The 17,346-nt window shown below is 73.5% G+C and carries 14 protein-coding genes; 3 read left to right on the plus strand and 11 right to left on the minus strand.

What is annotated here, in order from left to right:
• Window positions 1-67 precede the first annotated feature (67 nt).
• Complete coding sequence (locus IL992_RS11300) at window positions 68-1,168, minus strand: exonuclease SbcCD subunit D (protein ID WP_193203272.1); 1,101 nt, start codon at window positions 1,166-1,168, stop codon at window positions 68-70.
• 127 nt (window positions 1,169-1,295) lie between these two features.
• On the opposite strand from IL992_RS11300, the gene IL992_RS11305 reads away from it, so the two are divergent.
• Both IL992_RS11305 and IL992_RS11310 read left to right on the plus strand, forming a co-directional pair.
• Window positions 1,296-2,801: an alpha/beta hydrolase family protein gene (locus IL992_RS11305; protein WP_193203273.1), complete on the plus strand. Its 1,506-nt coding sequence runs from the start codon at window positions 1,296-1,298 to the stop codon at window positions 2,799-2,801.
• A 99-nt stretch (window positions 2,802-2,900) separates the two neighbouring features.
• Window positions 2,901-4,421: an LCP family protein gene (locus IL992_RS11310; RefSeq protein WP_193203274.1), complete on the plus strand. Its 1,521-nt coding sequence runs from the start codon at window positions 2,901-2,903 to the stop codon at window positions 4,419-4,421.
• Between the two features lie 161 nt (window positions 4,422-4,582).
• Here IL992_RS11310 and IL992_RS11315 read toward each other — a convergent pair whose 3' ends face one another.
• The gene (locus IL992_RS11315) at window positions 4,583-6,052 is read right to left on the minus strand and encodes an MFS transporter (protein ID WP_193203275.1); all 1,470 of its coding nucleotides are present in this window, start codon (window positions 6,050-6,052) and stop codon (window positions 4,583-4,585) included.
• Window positions 6,053-6,175: 123 nt separating this feature from the next.
• On the opposite strand from IL992_RS11315, the gene IL992_RS11320 reads away from it, so the two are divergent.
• A complete protein-coding gene (locus IL992_RS11320; RefSeq protein ID WP_193203276.1) occupies window positions 6,176-6,532 on the plus strand; it encodes an ArsR/SmtB family transcription factor in 357 nt (118 codons plus the stop codon).
• A 198-nt stretch (window positions 6,533-6,730) separates the two neighbouring features.
• On the opposite strand, the gene IL992_RS46045 is transcribed toward IL992_RS11320, so the two are convergent.
• The 9 genes from IL992_RS46045 to IL992_RS11360 all read right to left on the minus strand — a co-directional run bounded on the left by IL992_RS46045 (window position 6,731) and on the right by IL992_RS11360 (window position 17,260).
• Window positions 6,731-7,072, minus strand: coding sequence for a hypothetical protein (locus IL992_RS46045; protein WP_226872713.1), 342 nt, complete (start codon window positions 7,070-7,072; stop codon window positions 6,731-6,733).
• Entirely contained in the window at window positions 7,021-7,482 is a 462-nt protein-coding gene (locus IL992_RS46050; protein WP_319018486.1) for a MerR family transcriptional regulator, read from the minus strand. Before IL992_RS46050 ends, IL992_RS46045 begins: the two co-directional genes overlap by 52 nt.
• A gap of 283 nt (window positions 7,483-7,765) precedes the next feature.
• Window positions 7,766-8,761 carry an enolase C-terminal domain-like protein gene (locus IL992_RS11330; protein ID WP_193203277.1) on the minus strand — a complete coding sequence of 332 codons (996 nt, stop codon included), beginning with the start codon at window positions 8,759-8,761 and terminating at the stop codon, window positions 7,766-7,768.
• A gap of 108 nt (window positions 8,762-8,869) precedes the next feature.
• Window positions 8,870-10,222, minus strand: coding sequence for an MFS transporter (locus IL992_RS11335; RefSeq protein ID WP_226872714.1), 1,353 nt, complete (start codon window positions 10,220-10,222; stop codon window positions 8,870-8,872).
• A 29-nt stretch (window positions 10,223-10,251) separates the two neighbouring features.
• Complete coding sequence (locus IL992_RS11340) at window positions 10,252-11,388, minus strand: VWA domain-containing protein (RefSeq protein ID WP_193203279.1); 1,137 nt, start codon at window positions 11,386-11,388, stop codon at window positions 10,252-10,254.
• Entirely contained in the window at window positions 11,388-13,817 is a 2,430-nt protein-coding gene (locus tag IL992_RS11345; RefSeq protein ID WP_226872715.1) for a DUF5682 family protein, read from the minus strand. Before IL992_RS11345 ends, IL992_RS11340 begins: the two co-directional genes overlap by 1 nt.
• Window positions 13,807-14,874: an ATP-binding protein gene (locus IL992_RS11350; protein WP_193203280.1), complete on the minus strand. Its 1,068-nt coding sequence runs from the start codon at window positions 14,872-14,874 to the stop codon at window positions 13,807-13,809. The genes IL992_RS11345 and IL992_RS11350 overlap by 11 nt, the downstream gene beginning before the upstream one ends.
• A complete protein-coding gene (locus tag IL992_RS11355) occupies window positions 14,871-16,256 on the minus strand; it encodes a DUF5691 domain-containing protein (RefSeq protein WP_193203281.1) in 1,386 nt (461 codons plus the stop codon). Before IL992_RS11355 ends, IL992_RS11350 begins: the two co-directional genes overlap by 4 nt.
• Window positions 16,253-17,260 (minus strand): SWIM zinc finger family protein, encoded by a 1,008-nt coding sequence (locus tag IL992_RS11360; RefSeq protein WP_193203282.1) that lies wholly within the window; start codon window positions 17,258-17,260, stop codon window positions 16,253-16,255. Before IL992_RS11360 ends, IL992_RS11355 begins: the two co-directional genes overlap by 4 nt.
• Window positions 17,261-17,346 lie beyond the last annotated feature (86 nt).

The raw sequence follows: 17,346 nt of genomic DNA on the forward strand, positions 1-17,346 counted from the left end.
TCGCCTGGCGGCTCGGGGTCGCATTCGCGAATCGCACTGTGCTTATCGATTCGCTCGCTCCGCTCGCTCATGCGCTCTCCTTGATGCGGCACGCCTCGACCGCCTCCTGCAACAGGCGCCGTTCGTCGTCGTCCGCGGGCTCACCGCGGACCTCGCGGACGAAGTCGAGCGCCACCTCGATCTCGGCCCGGCCGGCGATCCTCGCCCGGCCCGCCGGTCCCTCCGTCACGCCGTCCGGCTCGAAGGCGAGCGCCAGCGTGTGCGGGAACCGCCGGCGCAGGCGCTCCATCGCCTCGCGCGGCCGCACCGGATCGGTCAGCGTCACCTGCAGCCAGTGGTCCTCGTATCGGTCGAAGCGGCCGTCGGTCAGCAGGTCGTCGATGCGGCCGCGCACCGTGCTCACCGGCCGGGGCACCGGGGCGGGGACGAACTCCGTGCGGCCCGTGTCGAGGTCGGCCAGCCAGGAACCCTTGGTGTGGCCGGCCTCGGAGAAGGAGTAGGCGATCGGCGAGCCGCTGTAGCGGACCGTCTCGCTCATCACCTGACGGCCGTGCAGGTGCCCCAGCGCCGCGTAGTCGACCCCCGCGAACGCGCTCAACGGCACGTGCGAGACCCCGCCGACGCTGATGTCGCGCTCGCTGTCGCTGGCCTCTCCCCCGGTGACGAACGCGTGGGCGAGCACGACCTTGCGCGCCGCCGGATGCGCCCGCACGCGGTCCATCGCGTACGTGACGGCGGCGGTGTGGCTACGCTCGGCCAGCTCCCACGGCGCCCTGACCAGCTCGGGCTCGAGGTAGGGGATGCCGAAGAACGCCACGTCGCCGATCATGACCGGTTCCCAGGCCTTGCCGGGGTCGGTGCGCAGGTGCACCCGCTCCATCAGGTCGGCGCCGAAGCCCAGGCGTACGGCGGAGTCGTGGTTGCCGCTGATCAGCACGGTGTGCACGCCGAGGGCCTTGAGCCTGGCCAGCGCCTCGTTGCACAGCGCGACCGCGTCGACGGGAGGCAGGGCCCGGTCGTAGACGTCGCCGGAGACCACCACGACGTCCACACGCTCGCTCCGCACGGTCTCGACCAGGTGGTCGACGAACGCGGCCTGAGCGCCGAGCAGGCTCTCGCGGTGGAACGACCGGCCGAGGTGCCAGTCGGAGCTGTGCAGGACACGCATGTCGCAGGAAGCTAACAGGTCCCGCCGACAAACGCGGCCCCAACCGCCCCTCTGGTGCACGACGCAAAGGAGGAGTAATGACTTAGCCTGGATTCGGTATCACGAGTACGCATGGGGGAGCGGCCTCATGAACGTCGGCCGGGGCACTCTCGGGGTGATCGCCGGTGTGCTGATGGTGGTGCTCGCCACCGTCGGCCATCTCCTCTCCCCGCCGGCCTTCGATCCCCCACCTCTGTCCGCTTCGCCCCAGTTTCGTGACATACCTCCCCAGTCCGCCGCCGAAGTGCGGCCGGTCGCCCATACCGACCGGTTCCGTACGGAGACGCTGCTCGTGCCGGCGGTGAACGAGACGCTGAAGGCGACGATCAGGGCGCCCCTGTCCCCGGGACGCCACCCCGCGATGGTGTTCGTGCAGGGGTCGGGGTCGGGCGACGGCGGGGAGTTCACCCAGCAGGCCGAGTGGCTGGCACAGGCGGGCATCGTGACGCTGGCGTACGACAAGCGGACGGTGGGCTACTCCTTCCGCAGCCGCGACTTCGGCCTGCTCGCCGACGATGCCCTGCGCATGCTGCGGGTGCTGCGCGAGCGGCCCGACGTCGACCCGGGTCGGGCCGGTCTGTGGGGCGTCAGCGAGGGCGGCTGGGTCGTCCCGATCGCCGCCGCGCGCGACCCCCAGACCGCCTTCGTGGTCCTGGTCTCCTCTCCGAACGTCTCACCGTTGCGCCAGGTCGCCTGGGCGCTGAACGAACAACTGCTGCGCCTGCACGCCCCGACCGGCGTACGCGACCTGCTCACCCGGGCGATGGGCGGGGTCGGCTTCGACTTCCTCCGCTACGACGGGGTGCCCGCCCTGCGCGGGATCACCCAGCCCGTCCTGGCGCTGTACGGCACCGACGACCCGTCCATCCCGTTCGTGGAGAGCACCGAGACGCTCACCGGCGCCCTGGCCAAGGGCGGCAACACCGACTACACGATCCGCTTCCTCGCCGGGGCCGACCACGCCATGCGGATCCGCGGCGGGCCGTACGCGGCCGACTACCTGCCCACGCTGGCGAACTGGATCAGAGACCTGCCGGGTACGGCCAGGCCCTCGGTGGCGATCGCGGGGGCGACGCCGGTGCAGCGCTTCGAGGCGGCCGACGTACCGGCCGCGCCGTGGTGGGGGGACAGCACGATCCTGTGGCTCACGCTCTGCCTGGCCGCGGTCGGGTATGTCGCGGCGCCGGTCACCGAGATGGTCGTCCGGCTGCGCGGGCGCGACCTGCGGCTGCAGGCCAGGATGGAGGCCAGCGTGCAGTTGTGGCCCGCCATCCGGCGGCGGCTGCGCCGGATGGCCTGGACCGGCCTCGGGGAACTCGCCGCCGTTCTGGCGTTCATCACGCTCATCGTGCTGTTCTCGGTCAACCAGGCCGGCGCCTGGCCCGCCGTGCAGGCCGGATGGCTGGTCGTACGCCTGCTCGCCATCGTGATGCTCGTGCAGACGGTCACGACGTTCGCGGCGGTGGCCGGCGGCCTGCGGGACGGCTGGGAGCCGACGCCCTGGCAGAAGAGCGTGCTCGCCGGCGTGCTCGGCGGGACCGCGCTGCTGTTGCTGACCGCCGCCTACTACGGCCTGTTCGCCTTCCCCTGGTAGGTCGAGCCCCGGGTCGAGCCTCGGTCAAATGCCGGTATGGACTGCTCCGGCTCGGGCCGGTCACGGGCTTTCCGCGGCCGGTGTCGCTTCAATTGACGCGTGGTCACCCCTGATCTGGCGCCCAGGAACGGCGCCCCGCAGGCGACGCGTCGCCGCGGGCCGGCGTTCAGAGCCGCCGCGCTCATCGGCTGGGTGGCGCTGTCGGCGGTGCTGCCCGGCGCGGCGCACCTGCGAGCGGGCCGGTGGCGCACCGGGCTGCTCCTGCTCGGCGGCTACCTGACCGCGGTCGTCGCCGTCGCGTGCGTGGCCGTCGGCGCGGACGCGGGCCTCGCCGGACGCGCGCTCAACTGGCTGGGCCAGATCTCACTGGTGTTCGCGGCCTGCGCCGTCGCCTGGTTCTGGTTGGTCATCCGTTCGTACGTCGTCCTGCGGCCCGCCCGGCTGCCCCGCAGGGGGCAGGTCCTCACCGGGCTGGTCGCGGGCGTGCTCGCGGTCGTCGTCGCGGTGCCGTTCGCGATCGCCGCCCGGTACGTCCACGTGTCGGAGCAGACCCTCGACTCGCTGTTCGCCGCGCCGGGCGGGACCGCCCAGGCGGGCGGCGCCGTACGCCAGGACGACCCGTGGGCGGGCCGCGACCGGGTCAACGTGCTCCTGCTCGGCGGCGACTGGGGCGACAACCGGATCGGGATGCGCACCGACAGCATCAACGTCGCCAGCGTGGACGTGCGGACCGGCAACACCGTGCTGCTCGGCCTGCCCCGCAACCTGGAGCACGTCCGCTTCCCTCCGGGCAGCCCCATGGCCGCGCGGTTCCCCTTCGGTTTCCAGCTTCCGGAGTATCGCCCCGGCTGGCGGGAGGACCTGCTGTTCTCGGTGTGGCAGTACGCCGACGACCACCCCGAGCTGTTCGGCGGGCGGCGGCACATGGGCGCCGAGGTCCTCAAGGAGACGGTCGGCCACATCCTGGGCCTGCGGATCGACTGGTACGCGCTGGTCAACATCTGGGGCTTCGCGAAGATGATCGACGCCCTCGGCGGGCTCGTGGTGACGGTGGACCGCGACATCGTGTACGGCCTGCGCAACGAGGGCGTCGTCAGGTCGGGCACCCGGCGACTGAACGGCGCCGAGGCGCTGTGGTATGCCCGCTCCCGCACCTTCAGCGACGACTTCGACCGGATGCACCGGCAGCGATGCGTCCTGGGGGCCCTGCTCTCCCAGGCCGACCCGGCCATGGTGCTGACGCGGTTCACCGAGATCGCGGCGGTCACGCGCAGGATGATCAGCACCGACGTGCCCCGGCCCATGCTGGAGCACCTGGTGCCGCTGGCCTGGAAGGTCAAGCACGCCTCGATCACCAGCCTGCAGTTCGTGCCGCCCCTGATCAATACCGCCTATCCCGACTGGGACCGGATCCGGCTGCTCACGGCCAGGGCGATCCGCGCCTCGGTCCACGCCCAGCCCGGCCCTTCCGTCACGCCGTCCGGCTCACCGTCCGCTGCGGAGCCGCGCCGGCACCGGCACTTCCCGACGCCCTCCCCCGCGCCCGTGCTCCCGTCCCCGGGGACGCCGAGCCCGATCGACGACGGCTGCGGGGCGCCGCACACGGCGATGGCGCGCTGAGCCCGTCTGTTCCCCCCTGGGGGCTGTGTCCTCCCGCCCATCGCCGAGCACAGCCAGGCTCAAACCGCGGTCCCTGTGGGCAGCACCGACGGACACGGCGGAGCACCTGCGAGCCATGTCAGGTGCTCCGGCCGTCGCCGTCGTTCGCCGCGCCTGTGCGGTCAGCCGGCCACGTGGGACCCGTCCCGCTGCGGGGTGGCCGGGATTTGACGGATGAGGCGCGGCAGGGTGAGCGTGATCAGGATGCCGGCGATCATCACGGCCGCGGTGAGCAGGACGACGAGGAACTCGCCGTCGGCGGTGGCGACACGCAGAGCCTCGCCGGCCTTGCCCTCGACGCCGATGTCGGCGATGACGGTGAAGACGGCCAGGCCGATGGCGTTGCCGATGTTGAGCGCGGTGGAGGCGATACCGTTCGCCACGCCCTGTTCATGGCTGGCGGTGCCGGCGGCGGCGGCGATCCACATGGCGGTCCAGACGATGCCCTGGCCGAGGCCGGAGACGATCAGGCCGGGCACCAGCAGGCCGTAGCCGCCCTCGGCGTCGAAGCCGAGGGCGAGGACGGCGGTGCCCACCACGCCGATGGCGAAGCCGATCAGCAGCGTGGTACGGGTGCCGATCCGTGTGGCCAGGCGTTCGCCGCCCTGGGTGCCGCCGGCGATGGCCAGTGAGGGGATGAGAAAGGCCAGCCCCGTCTGCAGGGCGCTGTAGCCGTGGACGCTCTGCAGCAGCACGGTGAGGAAGTACGGCAGGACACCGAAGGTGGCCATGTAGATGAAGGTCACCAGCATGCCGACGGTCAGGCTGCGGTTACGGAAGAGCCGGAAGGGCATGAGCGGGTCCGCGCTGCGCGCCTCGACCAGCGTGAAGATCACCAGGAGCGCGACGGCCAGCAGGAAGGCGGCGATCACCGGGAGGCTGCCCCAGCCCAGTTCGGGTCCCTCGACCAGGGCGAAGACCAGCAGTGTCGATCCGGCGGTGACGCTCAGCGCCCCAGGTACGTCGAATCTGCGTCGTTCCCCTCCGGCCGGGTCCCGCGGGATGACGGCCAGGGCGGCCAGGGCGACGAGCCCGGCCAGGGGGACGTTGACGAAGAAGACGGCGGGCCAGCCGAAGTTCTGGGTGAGCAGGCCGCCGAGCAGTGCGCCGATGGTGAGCCCGCTTGCGCCGGCGCCGCCCCAGACCGCCAGCGCGCGGTTGCGTTGCGGGCCTTCGGCGAACAGGTTGTTGAGCAGCGCCAGCGTGGAGGGCAGCAGCAGTGCACCACCGATGCCCTGGATGGCGCGGGCGACGATGATGACAGCGGGAGTGGCGGCCAGCCCGCCCGCCAACGAGGAGACGGCGTACAGGGCCAGGGCGAGCACGAAGACGCGGCGGCGGCCGAACAGGTCGGCCGCCCGGCCGCCGAACAGCAGGAAGCCGCCGGCGAAGACGACGTAGGCGCTGACCACGAGCTGCTGGGTCTGGCCGGGGAAGCCCAGGCTGGCGCCGATCTGGGGGAGCGCGACGAACACGATGTTGAGGTCGAGCGCGTAGATGAGCTGAGCCAGGGCCAGTAGCGCCAGGGTCCAGCCGAGGCGCGGTTTGACCTCGCCTGCGGATCGCGCGGGCGGCGCGGATGGTGTGGACATGGATCGCCCTTCGGAGGGAGCCGGTGACGGGCACGCGAAGCCCGCCAATCTACGTTGATTTACGTACGGTCGTACTATGTCACACCCACGACGACTGTTCGACAATCCCGGTACAGTGGGACCATGGCCTATCGTCATCCCGACCGCGACCAGATCCGGATCGCAGACGTGCTGTCGGCGTTGGGAAACGGCGTGCGCCTGGCTGTCGTACGCCTGCTCGACGCCGGCGGCGAGCACAACTGCACCAGCGTCCTGAACACGCTGGGGATCACCGCGAAGTCCACCATGACCCATCACTGGCGGGTGCTACGGGACAGCGGCGTCATCTGGCAACAACCCTCGGGCCGGGAGAACCTGCTCATCCTGCGGCGCGAGGATCTGGACGCCCGCTACCCCGGGCTGCTCGACGCCATCCTGTCCGGCGCCGTCGATGACGAGACGGTCGAGGCGGACCGCGAACGGCTCCGCTCCGGCACGTGAACCAGGCATCGGACAACGGGTGCTCGGATGCCCGCCGCCCGGCCCCCCAGCTGCCCGGCTGGGAGGATTGCCGGCCCGAAGAGGCTCCTGGCGTCGGTGTCACGGCCTTCGGCCTCGGCCTGCATACCCTGGGTGCACAGCCTGACGACGGGGTTGTCGGGGTCCATGGTCTCGCTTTCTCGATGCGTACGTGAAGCGTCACTCGTCAGCCGGTTCGCCGTGGACCGGCATGACCAAGGTGGTGAAGGTGCCCTGGTCGGCGGAGCGGACGACCACGGGCTGGGCCGGCGAGGAGATTTCCAGCAGCGCATCCTGGCCGACGCCTGCGTCGAGCGCCGGAAGAAGAACTCCCGGGTCGAACGCGATGCGTACAGGCGGCCCTGTGCAGATGGCGGCCAGCGTGGAGACGGCCTGGCCGCGGGAGACGACAGTGAGATGCTGCTCGTCGGCGGACAGGGTGAGTGGCCCGTCCTGGCGTTCTACTTCGATCAGGACACAACCGAGTACCGGGAGCTCCTCCCGCGCAGAAGCGGACGCCACCGCCGGGGCGACCTGGCGTACGGCGCCGGCCAGCTCGGCCCCATCGAGTCGTACGGTGGCCCGATGCGCACCCCTCGGCAGACCACGCAGGATCTCCTCGATCGCCGACTGGGCCGATGCCGCGGTCTCCCGAGCTCTTCTGGCGGTTCTTCCAGAATGGCCAGGGCTTCCTCGCGAGTGCCGTCGAGTACCACCGAAGCGTCGGTGAGCGGCATCCCGGCTTCGCGTAGCCGCCGCACCAGGACCGCGCGGGCTTCCTGGTCCGGGGAGTAATAGCGATAGCCGGTCGAGTCGTCTACGTGGGCGGGATGCAGCACGTCGCAGTCGTCGTAGAACCGCAGAGCGCTCGGAGCCAGCCTCACCCTGCGTGCGAAGGCGCCGATGCTCATCAACGCGTCGGTGTCATCCATGCGTGGGATTGTCGGCCTTCAAGCAGCTTGAAGGTCAAAACGGCGCCCGTGCTCCGCCTCACCCCAAGACGAGGCAGTTGGATGAAGATACTGGTCGACGGCCACGGCCGGGTTCTCCTCGCCGTCCGGCGCGGTCCGGAGGAGCGCCGCGAACTCCTGTTCACCGTGCTCGATGGCGGCGACCGCGACGGCCTCCTTGCCCCCCGGGGAAGAAGTGGTAGACCGCGCCGCCGGCGGATCCGGCTGAGGGCCCGAGGCCGGCCGGACGCCGCCGGCTCACGGATCAGACGCGGAACGACTCGCGGGCCATGCGGCGCACCCGGTCCTCGTCCACGGTGTGCCCGAGACCGGGCTGGGTCAGCGGCACGGCGACGACCCCGCCGGACGCGCCGACCGGCGGGAGCACCACCTGGGCGCTGCGCGGCGGCTCGGCCACGTCGCTGGGCAGGGAGCAGCCGGGCAGGCTGGCGACGGCGACCGTCGCGGCCCGGGCCAGCCCCGCGCCGAGGCCGCCGGCGCAGACGATGTCCCACCCGGCCTCCACCGCGCGGTCGTGCGCGAGCCGTACGGCGCCGAGCGAGCCGAACTTCGCGGGGCGCAGCAGCATCGCCCGGCCCGCCTTGCGGCTCACCGCCTCGTCGAGCTCGCCCACGGAGGTCACCTCGACCGCGACCGCGGCAGACACCCGATCCTGCAGGTCGGCGCTGGTCAGCAGGTCCTTGAAGGGGCGTTCGATGGCCACCACCCCGTAGGCGTCCAGCGCCTCCAGCTGCGCGATCTCCGTGTAGGCGCCGCGCCCGTCCACCGCGATGGCCAGGCCGGGGTAGGCGGCGCGCACGGCGCGCAGCGGCTCGACGTCCCAGCCGGGGTGGACGTCCAGGGTCACGTGCCCGTAGCCCGCGCAGACGTGCCGGTTCACCCGGGCGACCATGCTCTCCAGCGAGCGGTCCGCCGCCAGCCTGACGGTCGCGATCAGCGACGTGCGGCTGCCGCCGAGGGCGTGGGCGAGCGGGACGCCGTTCATGCGGCCCCACAGGTCCCAGCACGCCATGTCGCCGGCCGCCCCGCCGGGGATCTCCCCCAGCTCCGACGGGTGCTCCCAGTCGAGGCCGATGAGCGCGGGCAGGGCCCGCTCCAGCGGGCCGGCCTCGGCGGGATCGACGGCCTCGCCCCAGCCGACCATGCCGCCGTAGTCCGTGATCTTTATCAGGACGGTCTCCGGACGCCTGCCGTACGGCAGGGTCATCCTGAAGACCTCCAGCTCCCGGACACGCGGCACTCGGATCCCCTCGCTTCTTCCCCCGGATCCCACCGAAGGCCGTCCCGGCGCCGCCGCGGGGGCGCTGCGTCCGGCCGGCCTGCTCCACGGCGGGATTTCCGGGATTCCCTAGACCTCCATGGTGCCCGCTTCGCGGCGGTGCTCGAAACGGCCGCCGACGAGAGTGGCCGTGCCCGCCATGACGACCAGCAGGCCCAGGCAGGTCACGTAGACCCACGGCCGGCCTCCGTACGCGGCGAACACGGCCCCCGTGATCGCGACGGCGACGACGGAGAAGACCGACTCGCCGATGCTCAGCGACGCGCTGTTGCGGCCCTCCTCCCCCGGCGCAGACAGCTCCAGCACCAGCACCGACAACGTCGGGAAGACCATTCCGATGCCCAGGCCCGCCACCACCCAGCCCGCGAAGACCACGACGGCCGGCGTGGCGGGGATGACGATCAGAGCGGTGACGCAGATTCCGGCGGCGATCAGCGTCGCACCGAGGCGGATGGTCAGCGCCCGCGCGTGGGGTCTGCGGCCCTGGATCCACGAGCCGAGCGACCAGGCGAGGGCCCCTCCGGTGAGCGCGAGCCCGGCCTCGGCCGTGTTCAGGTCCCGCTCCTGCACCAGCATCAGCGGGACGAACACCTCGGCGGCGAAGAACGATCCGGCCGCCAGGCCGCGCAGCGCGATCACGGTGGGCAGCCCGCGGGCCGCGCGCAGCGTCCCCTTGGGCAGCAGTTTCGGCAGTGCCAGCGCGAGGACCGCCACTCCGGCGACCGCCAGGACGATCCCCGCACCCGCAGCGCCGCTGCCGTACTGCAGCAGGGCCGCGCCGATCGCGGCGCACACGCCCCAGGCGAACCGGGGCAGGAAGGCCCGGCCCATCGCCTCCCTCGGCTGCCCGCTCGAGGCGGGCAGTCCCCGCCACATGATCAGCGCGGCGGGGACCGACAGCACCGCCACGCCCAGGAAGATCAAGCGCCAGTTCCAGGTCTCCGCCACGAAGCCGGTGACGGCCGGGCCGACCACGGACGGCAGCACCCACGCCGCGGCCAGCGCGGAGAACACCCGCGGGTGCATGGCGGAGGGGTACGCCTGGGCGACGAGGACGTACAGCGCCACGTTGAACAGGCCGCCGCCGAGTCCCTGCAGGAAGCGGCCGACGAGGAAGACCTCCATGGCGGGCGCGAACCCGGAGACGGCCAGCCCGGCGACGAACCCCGCCACTCCCGTCCACAGGGCGGGGAACGGCCCCCGTGCGTCGCTCCAGCGTCCGCCGACCACCGTGGCGATGATGTTGGCCGCCATTCCACCGCTGAACGCCAGGCCGTAGAGGTGGTAGCCGTTCAGCTCCCGGCCGATCAAGGGCATCGCGGTGGCCACCGCCAGATATTCGAACGCCACGAGCATCACCAGGGCCACGATCCCGACGCTCAAGGCGCGATATCGCTGGCTGAAGACGGCTGGGGCGGTCATTACCGAAGACATGATACGGACATTACAAATCACCGTCCTCGCACGGAAATGCGACCTTGGTCGTAGGACCGGCGCTCGATGGCGGCCGCCATGAGGCCGGGAAAGGCGTCCGGTGTGCAGGCGAAGGCCGGGACACCCATCGCGGCCAGCGCCGCCGCGTTGTCGTGGTCGTACCGCGGCGCCCCCTCGTCCGACAGCGCGAGCAGCACGATCACCTGGACCCCGGCGGCGGTCATCGCGGCGATCCTGCGCAGCATCTCCTCCCGCGGCCCGCCCTCGTACAGGTCGCTGATCAGCAGGAAGATCGTGTCGGCGGGGCGGGTGACGAGGTTCTGGCAGTAGGCCACGGCCCGGTTGATGTCGGTGCCGCCGCCGAGCTGGGTGCCGAACAGCACCTCGACGGGGTCGCGCAGGCGGTCGGTCAGGTCGGCCACGGCCGTGTCGAAGGCCACGAACGAGGTCTTGAGCGAACGCATCGAGGCGAGCACCGCGGCGAAGACGCCCGCGTACACCACCGAGGCGGCCATCGAGCCGCTCTGGTCGACGGCCAGCACGACCTCCCGCTGCACGGCCCGCTGCCCGCGAGCGTATCCGACCAGCCGGGACGGCACGACGGTCTTCCGCTCGGGGAGGTAGTTGCGCAGGTTCGCCCGGATCGTACGGTCCCAGTCGACTTCGGCCGCCCTCCTGGGCCGATGGGTCCTGGCCGAGCGGTCGAGCGCGCCGCTGACGGCCGTCAGGGTGCGCCGCGTCAGCCGCGCCTCCAGCTCCCGCACGACCGTGCGGACGACGGCCCTGGCCGACTCGAGGGCCCGCTCCGGCATCAGCCGGCTCAGCGACAGCAGCGTGCCCACCAGGTGCACGTCGGGCTCGACGGCCTCCAGCATCTCGGGCTCCAGCAGCAGCCGGGTCAGGTCGAGCCGCTCGATGGCGTCCTTCTGCATGACCTGCACGACGCCGCCGGGGAAGTACTCCCTGATGTCCCCCAGCCATCGGGCCACTCGCGGCGCGGACGCGCCCAGGCCGGCGCCGCGCCGTTCCTGTCCGTCGTCGTAGAGGGCCGTGAGCGCGGCGTCCATCCGGGCGTCCGCTCCTTCCAGCGTCCCCTCCGCCGCGCCGCCCAGCACCAGCCGCCAGCGGCGCAGCCGCTCGTCCTCGCCGTCCATCAGGGCCTCCCGCCCGTCTCGCGTCCCAGGATCTCGCGCACGGTCCGCACGGCCCCCGCCGCCAGCCCGTCGTCGCAGTCCGCCCCCTCGGCGCCGCCCGCTTCTGAGGAGCCCAGTGCGGAGGAACGGAGTGTGGAACCGGAGCGGACCCGCCGGCCGACCATCCGCCGCTCCGGCGCCGGGAACGCCCCGAACGTGCGCCGCAGCAGCGGCAGCACGTCCACGAACGCCTCGGGCGACAGGCCGGTGAGCCAGGTGTCCACGGTGGCGAGCAGACGCGGGTCGTGGACGAGCAGCAGGCCGCCCCCGGACAGGAAGCCCTCCATCCAGGCCGCCGACCGGGCCGGGGGGTTGCCGGGTGACATCGACCGCGCCATGCGGGCGGCCACGTCGTCCTCCAGGGCCTCGGCGTCGAACAGGATCCGCACGATCCGGCCGTCGAGCAGCCCCGGCAGGTCGTCGCGCCGGGCGATCCCGGCCAGCGTCGTGAGCCACCGGCCGCTCCCCATCAACCCGGCCGCGGTGTGGACGCCGTCCATCAGCGCCGCCATCTCGCGGGCCGCGTCCTCGTCCAGTCCCGTGAGGGCGGGGGACAGCCCGGCGCAGATCCGCGCGAGCATCGACTCGGTGACGCCCGCGAGGCCCTCGGTGCCGCGCACGTCCCCGTAGCGGCGGGCCCGCACGAGCGCGGGCAGCGCGCCCATGAGGTGGCGCACCTCGCCGTCGAGCGCCGCCCGGTCCTCAATCCGGCCCAGGACGTACGGCAGCGCGTCCGGCAGGTGGGCGAGCAGGCAGCGCTCGACCAGCGCGGCCAGCTCGGGCAGGCCCGCGCCGCCCGCCAGGTCGCGGACGCGGGCCGTCGCCGCCGCCTCGACCGTGATCCCCCACACGGCGGCCTCGATGAGGGCCACGTCGAGCTCGGGGCGCCACTCCAGCGACCAGGACTCCTTGAACGTCCCCTTGCTCCGGGCCCGCCGTGGCGTTCCCCAGGGCACCTCCAGCAGGGCGAGCCGGTGCAGCAGCCGGCTGCGGCCGAGGTCGAGCGGCCTGCGCAGGTCGAGGTCGTGCTCCCCTGCCATGGCCTCCGGCTTCATGCGCAGCCGCCGCTGCTCGTCGCGCAGATCCCGCCGCAGCGGCACCATCGGTGTGGCGTCCGGCACCCGCCCGAGCCGCTCCCCCACGACCATCCGCCGCTGCACCAGCTCGACCGGCAGCTCGTCACCGCCGCACAGCACCGCCCTGACCGCCTCGGTGACCTCCGACAGCCCGGCGAGCGGCCTGCCGCGCAGCGCCGCCAGTCCCTCGGCCAGCCGTACGGCCTCGATGACGTGCGCGGAGGAGACGGGCAGGTCCTCCTCGCGCAGGATCGCGGCGGCGCGGGCGAGCCAGCGCTCCACCGGACGGTCGGGCGCCGTGAACAGGTGCTCGTACCACCCCGGCGCGGCGACGCCCGCGCCGTAGCCCGCGCCCGCCGCGAGCCGTCCGTGGGTCCACGGCACCCACGTCATCTCGACCCTGACCTTGGGCAGGCCGCGCAGCAGCCGCTCGTCCTCCGCCGCGGAGGGCGGGCGGCCCGGCCCGTCCGGCGCGTCCTGGCCCGGCCCGGCGGGCAGACCGCTCCCGCGGACGCGACCTCCGGCCAGGGACAGCGTGGGCGGAGTCAGCACGGGCGGAGTCAGCACGGGCGGAGTCAGCGCGAGCGGGGTCAGTGCGGGCAGGTGCCAGGCCCCGCAGACCACCGCGATCCGGGCGAAGCCCTCCCGCGCCGCCTTCCGCAGCGTCCTGCGCATGTACGCCTCGCGCCGGGCCTCGACGCCCTCCGCGACGTGCCCCTCGCGCACGGCCCGCATCGCCTCGGCGACCACATCGAGCGTCCCGGCCTCGCCCCGGTGCTCGACCAGGTCCTCCCACCACCGCTCCGGGTCGTCGTACCCCGCCGCGCGGGCCAGCTCGCCGATGGGATCGCGGCGTACCGGGTCGGCGTCGAGCGCGAGACCGTGCGCGGCGGGCAGGTCGCAGAAGCGCGCCTCGACGCCCGCCCGGGCGGCGTAGGCGATCGCCTGCCACTCCGGCGAGAACTCCGCGAACGGCCAGAAGGCGGCCCGCGACGGCTCACCCGGCACGTACGCCAGCAGCGCGACGGGCGGGCGCATGCCGGGATCGGCGGCGAGCGCCACCAGGCCGTCGGCCTCGGGCGGGCCCTCGACGAGCACCAGATCGGGCCGGATCCTGTTCAGCTCGTCACGCACGGCCCTGGCCGATCCCGGCCCGTGGTGCCGCACCCCCAGCACCGACACCTCCGGCACCGGCACCCCCGGCCTGCCCTCGCCGCCCGGGTGACCCCGGTCGTCGCGGTCGCCCCTACGCCGGGAACCGCCCCGGCCGCCGCCCGGGCCGGACAGGGCGCCCGCGGCGATCTCAGCCGGCATCGCGGCAGGCCCGGTAGAAGTCGCGCCAGTCGTCGCGGTCGCGGACGACCGTCTCCAGGTACTCCTGCCAGACCACGCGGTCGGACACCGGGTCCTGGACCACCGCCCCCACGATGCCGCCCGCGACGTCGGCCGGGCGCAGCACGCCGTCCCCGAAATGGGCGGCGAGCACGATCCCGCTGGTGACGACCGAGATGGCCTCCGCCGTGCTGAGCGTGCCGCTGGGCGACTTGACCTTGGTCCGCCCGTCGGAGGTCACGCCCGCGCGCAGCTCCCGGAAGACCGTCACCACGCGGCGGATCTCCTCCAGCCCGGTCACGGTCTCGGGCAGCTCCAGGGAGCGGCCGAGCTGCGCCACGCGCCGGGCCACGATGTCGACCTCCTCCTCCGTGGTGGCGGGGACCGGCAGCACGACGGTGTTGAACCGCCTGCGCAGCGCGCTCGACAGGTCGTTGACCCCGCGGTCGCGGTCGTTGGCGGTGGCGATGACGTTGAAGCCCTTGGCCGCCTGCACCTCCTCTCCCAGCTCCGGGATCGGCAGCGTCTTCTCCGACAGCACGGTGATCAGGGCGTCCTGGACGTCGGACGGCATGCGGGTGAGCTCCTCGACCCTGGCCAGCCGTCCCTCCGCCATCGCGCGCATGACCGGGCTCGGCGTCAGCGCCCGGCGGGAAGGGCCCTCCGACAGCAGCCGCGCGTAGTTCCACCCGTAGCGGACGGCCTCCTCCGCGGTGCCGGCCGTGCCCTGCACGAGCAGGGTCGAGTCGCCGCTGATCGCCGCGGCGAGGTGCTCGGACAGCCAGGTCTTGGCCGTGCCGGGCACGCCGAGCAGCAGCAGCGCCCTGTCGGTGGCGAGCGTCGCCACCGCGACCTCGACGATCCTGCGCGGGCCGATGTACTTCGGCGTGATCTGGCCGCCGTCCCCCAGCACGTAGGTCGTCACCGCCCAGGGCGACAGCCGCCAGCCCGGCGGGCGCTGCCGGTCGTCGGTCTTCGCGAGGATCGCCAGCTCGTCGGCGAACTGGTCCTCCGCGTGCGGGCGCAGAACGCTGGTCATGCAAGCTCCTTGAGCATGTCGAAGCGGAACCGCAGGGTCGCGGCCAGTTCGGGGACCTCTCCGGCCTGCTCGTGCATCACGGGGTCGAATCGCTCCCCCGCCAGCCGGATCAGCTCGCCGGCGTTCCACGGCTGTGTCCGTGTGGTCTCGACGATCTTCTTGAGCACGGCCCTCGCCAGCCGGTGCCCCCACGGCCGCGGCACGCCGCCCAGCATCATGACCATCTGGCCGTCCACCGGGTGGCCCGCCACCAGTTCGGCCGCCCGGTGGGACCGCTCCTCCGGCGGGAGCACGGCAAGCAGGTCGGTCAGCGGCTCGGCCTCGAACAGGGCGCGCGCCCACGTCGCGTCCCGCTGCAGGATGGCGGCCCGGGTCCAGCCCATGCGGACCTCCCGCTCCCAGTCGCCGATCCGGGCCCGCGCGATCTCGTCCGGCGCCATGCCGAGGTGACCCGGCCAGAACGACAGCGGCGTGTGCGCCACCACCTGCTGTAGCCACCAGCCCCGCGTCTCCATGCCGGCGGGTGGCCGCGCCCTGACGCCGTCGCGCTCCATCGCGTCGTCACAGGCCGGCGGCGGCTCGGCCCGGAGCCCGGAGCCGTTCCCGGTCACGAACCGGCGCGCCCGTTCGGTCATGCGCAGGGCCAGCCGCGACCGCGGCAGGCGGGTGAGGAGGTCGGCGGCGGCCTGCCGCACCTCACGGCGCCGGTCGTCGAGCACCGCCTCCAGGAACGGCTCGTCGGCCATGCCGAGGCCGTCGGCGAGGATCGTCACGAAGACGGCCCGGTCCTCCGGCGTCTCCGCGCTCCAGCCGCGTTCCAGCAGTTCCCGCGCGGCAGCGGGGTCGCGGCGCCGCAACGCGGTCAGGAAGGCGCGCCTGTCACCCCTCGTGCCGAGCTCCCACACCTCGTCGGGCGGCACGTGCGCCGGCTCCGCAAGCAGGTACGTCCAGGCGGAGTTGAGACCGGCGAGCCAGCGGCCCCGGGCTCCGGTGACCGCCCCCAGGTATGCGCGGATCGACCGGTCACGCGCCCCGAGGTCGAGCAGCCCGGGGACCATCTCGGCCGGAACCCGCACCCGCCGCGCGGCGGCCGTCTCCAGCCACTCGGTCAGCAGCCTGCCCTGCTCACCGGCGAGCATCCGGGCCAGCCGGTCCGCGGCGGCGCTCGGCACGAGCGGCAGCGTCTCCGCCGCCGCCGGGGCCGGCGGCCTGCCCCTGCCCGGCCGCCGCCCCGCACGCATCCGGACCACCTGCTCGGCGGCCCGCTCCAGCAGGCTCTCCGGCGGGACAGCGCGGCGGTCGGCGCCCACCAGCGCGGTGGACACCAGTTCCTCCCACGAGACCCGCCCGGCCTCCCACCCGCCGGGAACGGCCCGGGTCATAACCGCACCACCCCGCCCTCCTCGTCCCAGGCCGTCAGCGGGAGCAGCCCGCGCGGCGTCCATTCGGCGGCGACCGTCACCGGCCGCCCGCCGGAGACGGCCAGCAGCCGCCAGGGGACGCCCGCGGACGGATGCAGCGGCAGCGCGTTCCCCTCGTCGTCCGCGAGGCCGTCCGGGCAGGGGACGGCCCCGTCGAGCACCAGCGGCCAGGAGTCGGTCCAGGGATCGGCCGCGAGCACCTCCGCGATCAGCGCGGGCACCTGGGAGACCTTCGTCCCCGGGGGCGGCCCCGCGTCGACGAAACCCCGTCGCTCGGCCACCAGCGCGCGCAACGGCGACGCGCCCGGGTAGAAGGCCAGGTCGGCGTCGATCGTCGTGCCCGGCGGCGGAAACGACTCGAGCGGCTGCCCGGCCGGCGAGAACGCCAGCACCATCGCCACCCGGCCCGTCGTACGGCCCGCCAGCCACACGCGCCGGGCGACCAGCCGGTCCTGCTCCTCGTCCCGGCATCCGACGACATCCCAGTGGTCCCGCATTGCCGGGGTGGCCAGGACGGACTCCCTGGTGACGGGGAAGCCGACCCGCGCCCGCACGGTCTGCCGCAACGGCTCGGGCAGCGCGGCGGCGCGGCGATGGGCGACCGCGAGCAGATTAAGCAGCGCGTACTCCCCGAGCAGAAGGCCCGGCCAGTCCTCGGCGGCGAGCAGGCGCGAGAGCCGCGTGACCGTCCCCGCCACACCCGGAGCCTGCGCGTCGACGAGCCGCCTGGCGAGGTCGTCCCAGTCGGCCGGCCCCGTCTGGCGTGCCTGCGCGATCCCCTGTCCGATCTGGTCGGCCAGCCACCGCTCCAGCTCCGACAGACCCGCGGCGACCCTGCCTTCCCGCTGCTCCACCTGGGTCCGCCTGGCCGCCGCCCGGCCACCGCCCTCGGCGTCGGCCCGTGCGCGACCTGCCTCGGCGTCGCCCGTGTTTCGGGTCGCGGCCCCGCCCCACCGTTCCTTCACGCGCCGCACAGTAGCCACGCGCTCCGACAAAACCGGGCCGGGACGCGGACGACCGCCGCACCGGCCGGGAGCGCGGCGGCGGAACT

The sequence above is a fragment of the Microbispora sitophila genome, assembly GCF_014892245.1.
GTDB lineage: Bacteria > Actinomycetota > Actinomycetes > Streptosporangiales > Streptosporangiaceae > Microbispora > Microbispora siamensis.

Bases quoted from the DNA above. Each gene is read 5' to 3' on its own strand.
- IL992_RS11300 (WP_193203272.1), bottom strand. From the start codon at position 1,168: ATGCGTGTCCTGCACAGCTCCGACTGGCACCTCGGCCGGTCGTTCCAC.
- IL992_RS11305 (WP_193203273.1), top strand. From the start codon at position 1,296: ATGAACGTCGGCCGGGGCACTCTCGGGGTGATCGCCGGTGTGCTGATG.
- IL992_RS11315 (WP_193203275.1), bottom strand. From the start codon at position 6,052: ATGTCCACACCATCCGCGCCGCCCGCGCGATCCGCAGGCGAGGTCAAA.
- IL992_RS11320 (WP_193203276.1), top strand. From the start codon at position 6,176: ATGGCCTATCGTCATCCCGACCGCGACCAGATCCGGATCGCAGACGTG.
- IL992_RS46050 (WP_319018486.1), bottom strand. From the start codon at position 7,482: ATGGATGACACCGACGCGTTGATGAGCATCGGCGCCTTCGCACGCAGG.
- IL992_RS11335 (WP_226872714.1), bottom strand. From the start codon at position 10,222: ATGACCGCCCCAGCCGTCTTCAGCCAGCGATATCGCGCCTTGAGCGTC.
- IL992_RS11340 (WP_193203279.1), bottom strand. From the start codon at position 11,388: ATGGACGGCGAGGACGAGCGGCTGCGCCGCTGGCGGCTGGTGCTGGGC.
- IL992_RS11345 (WP_226872715.1), bottom strand. From the start codon at position 13,817: ATGCCGGCTGAGATCGCCGCGGGCGCCCTGTCCGGCCCGGGCGGCGGC.
- IL992_RS11350 (WP_193203280.1), bottom strand. From the start codon at position 14,874: ATGACCAGCGTTCTGCGCCCGCACGCGGAGGACCAGTTCGCCGACGAG.
- IL992_RS11355 (WP_193203281.1), bottom strand. From the start codon at position 16,256: ATGACCCGGGCCGTTCCCGGCGGGTGGGAGGCCGGGCGGGTCTCGTGG.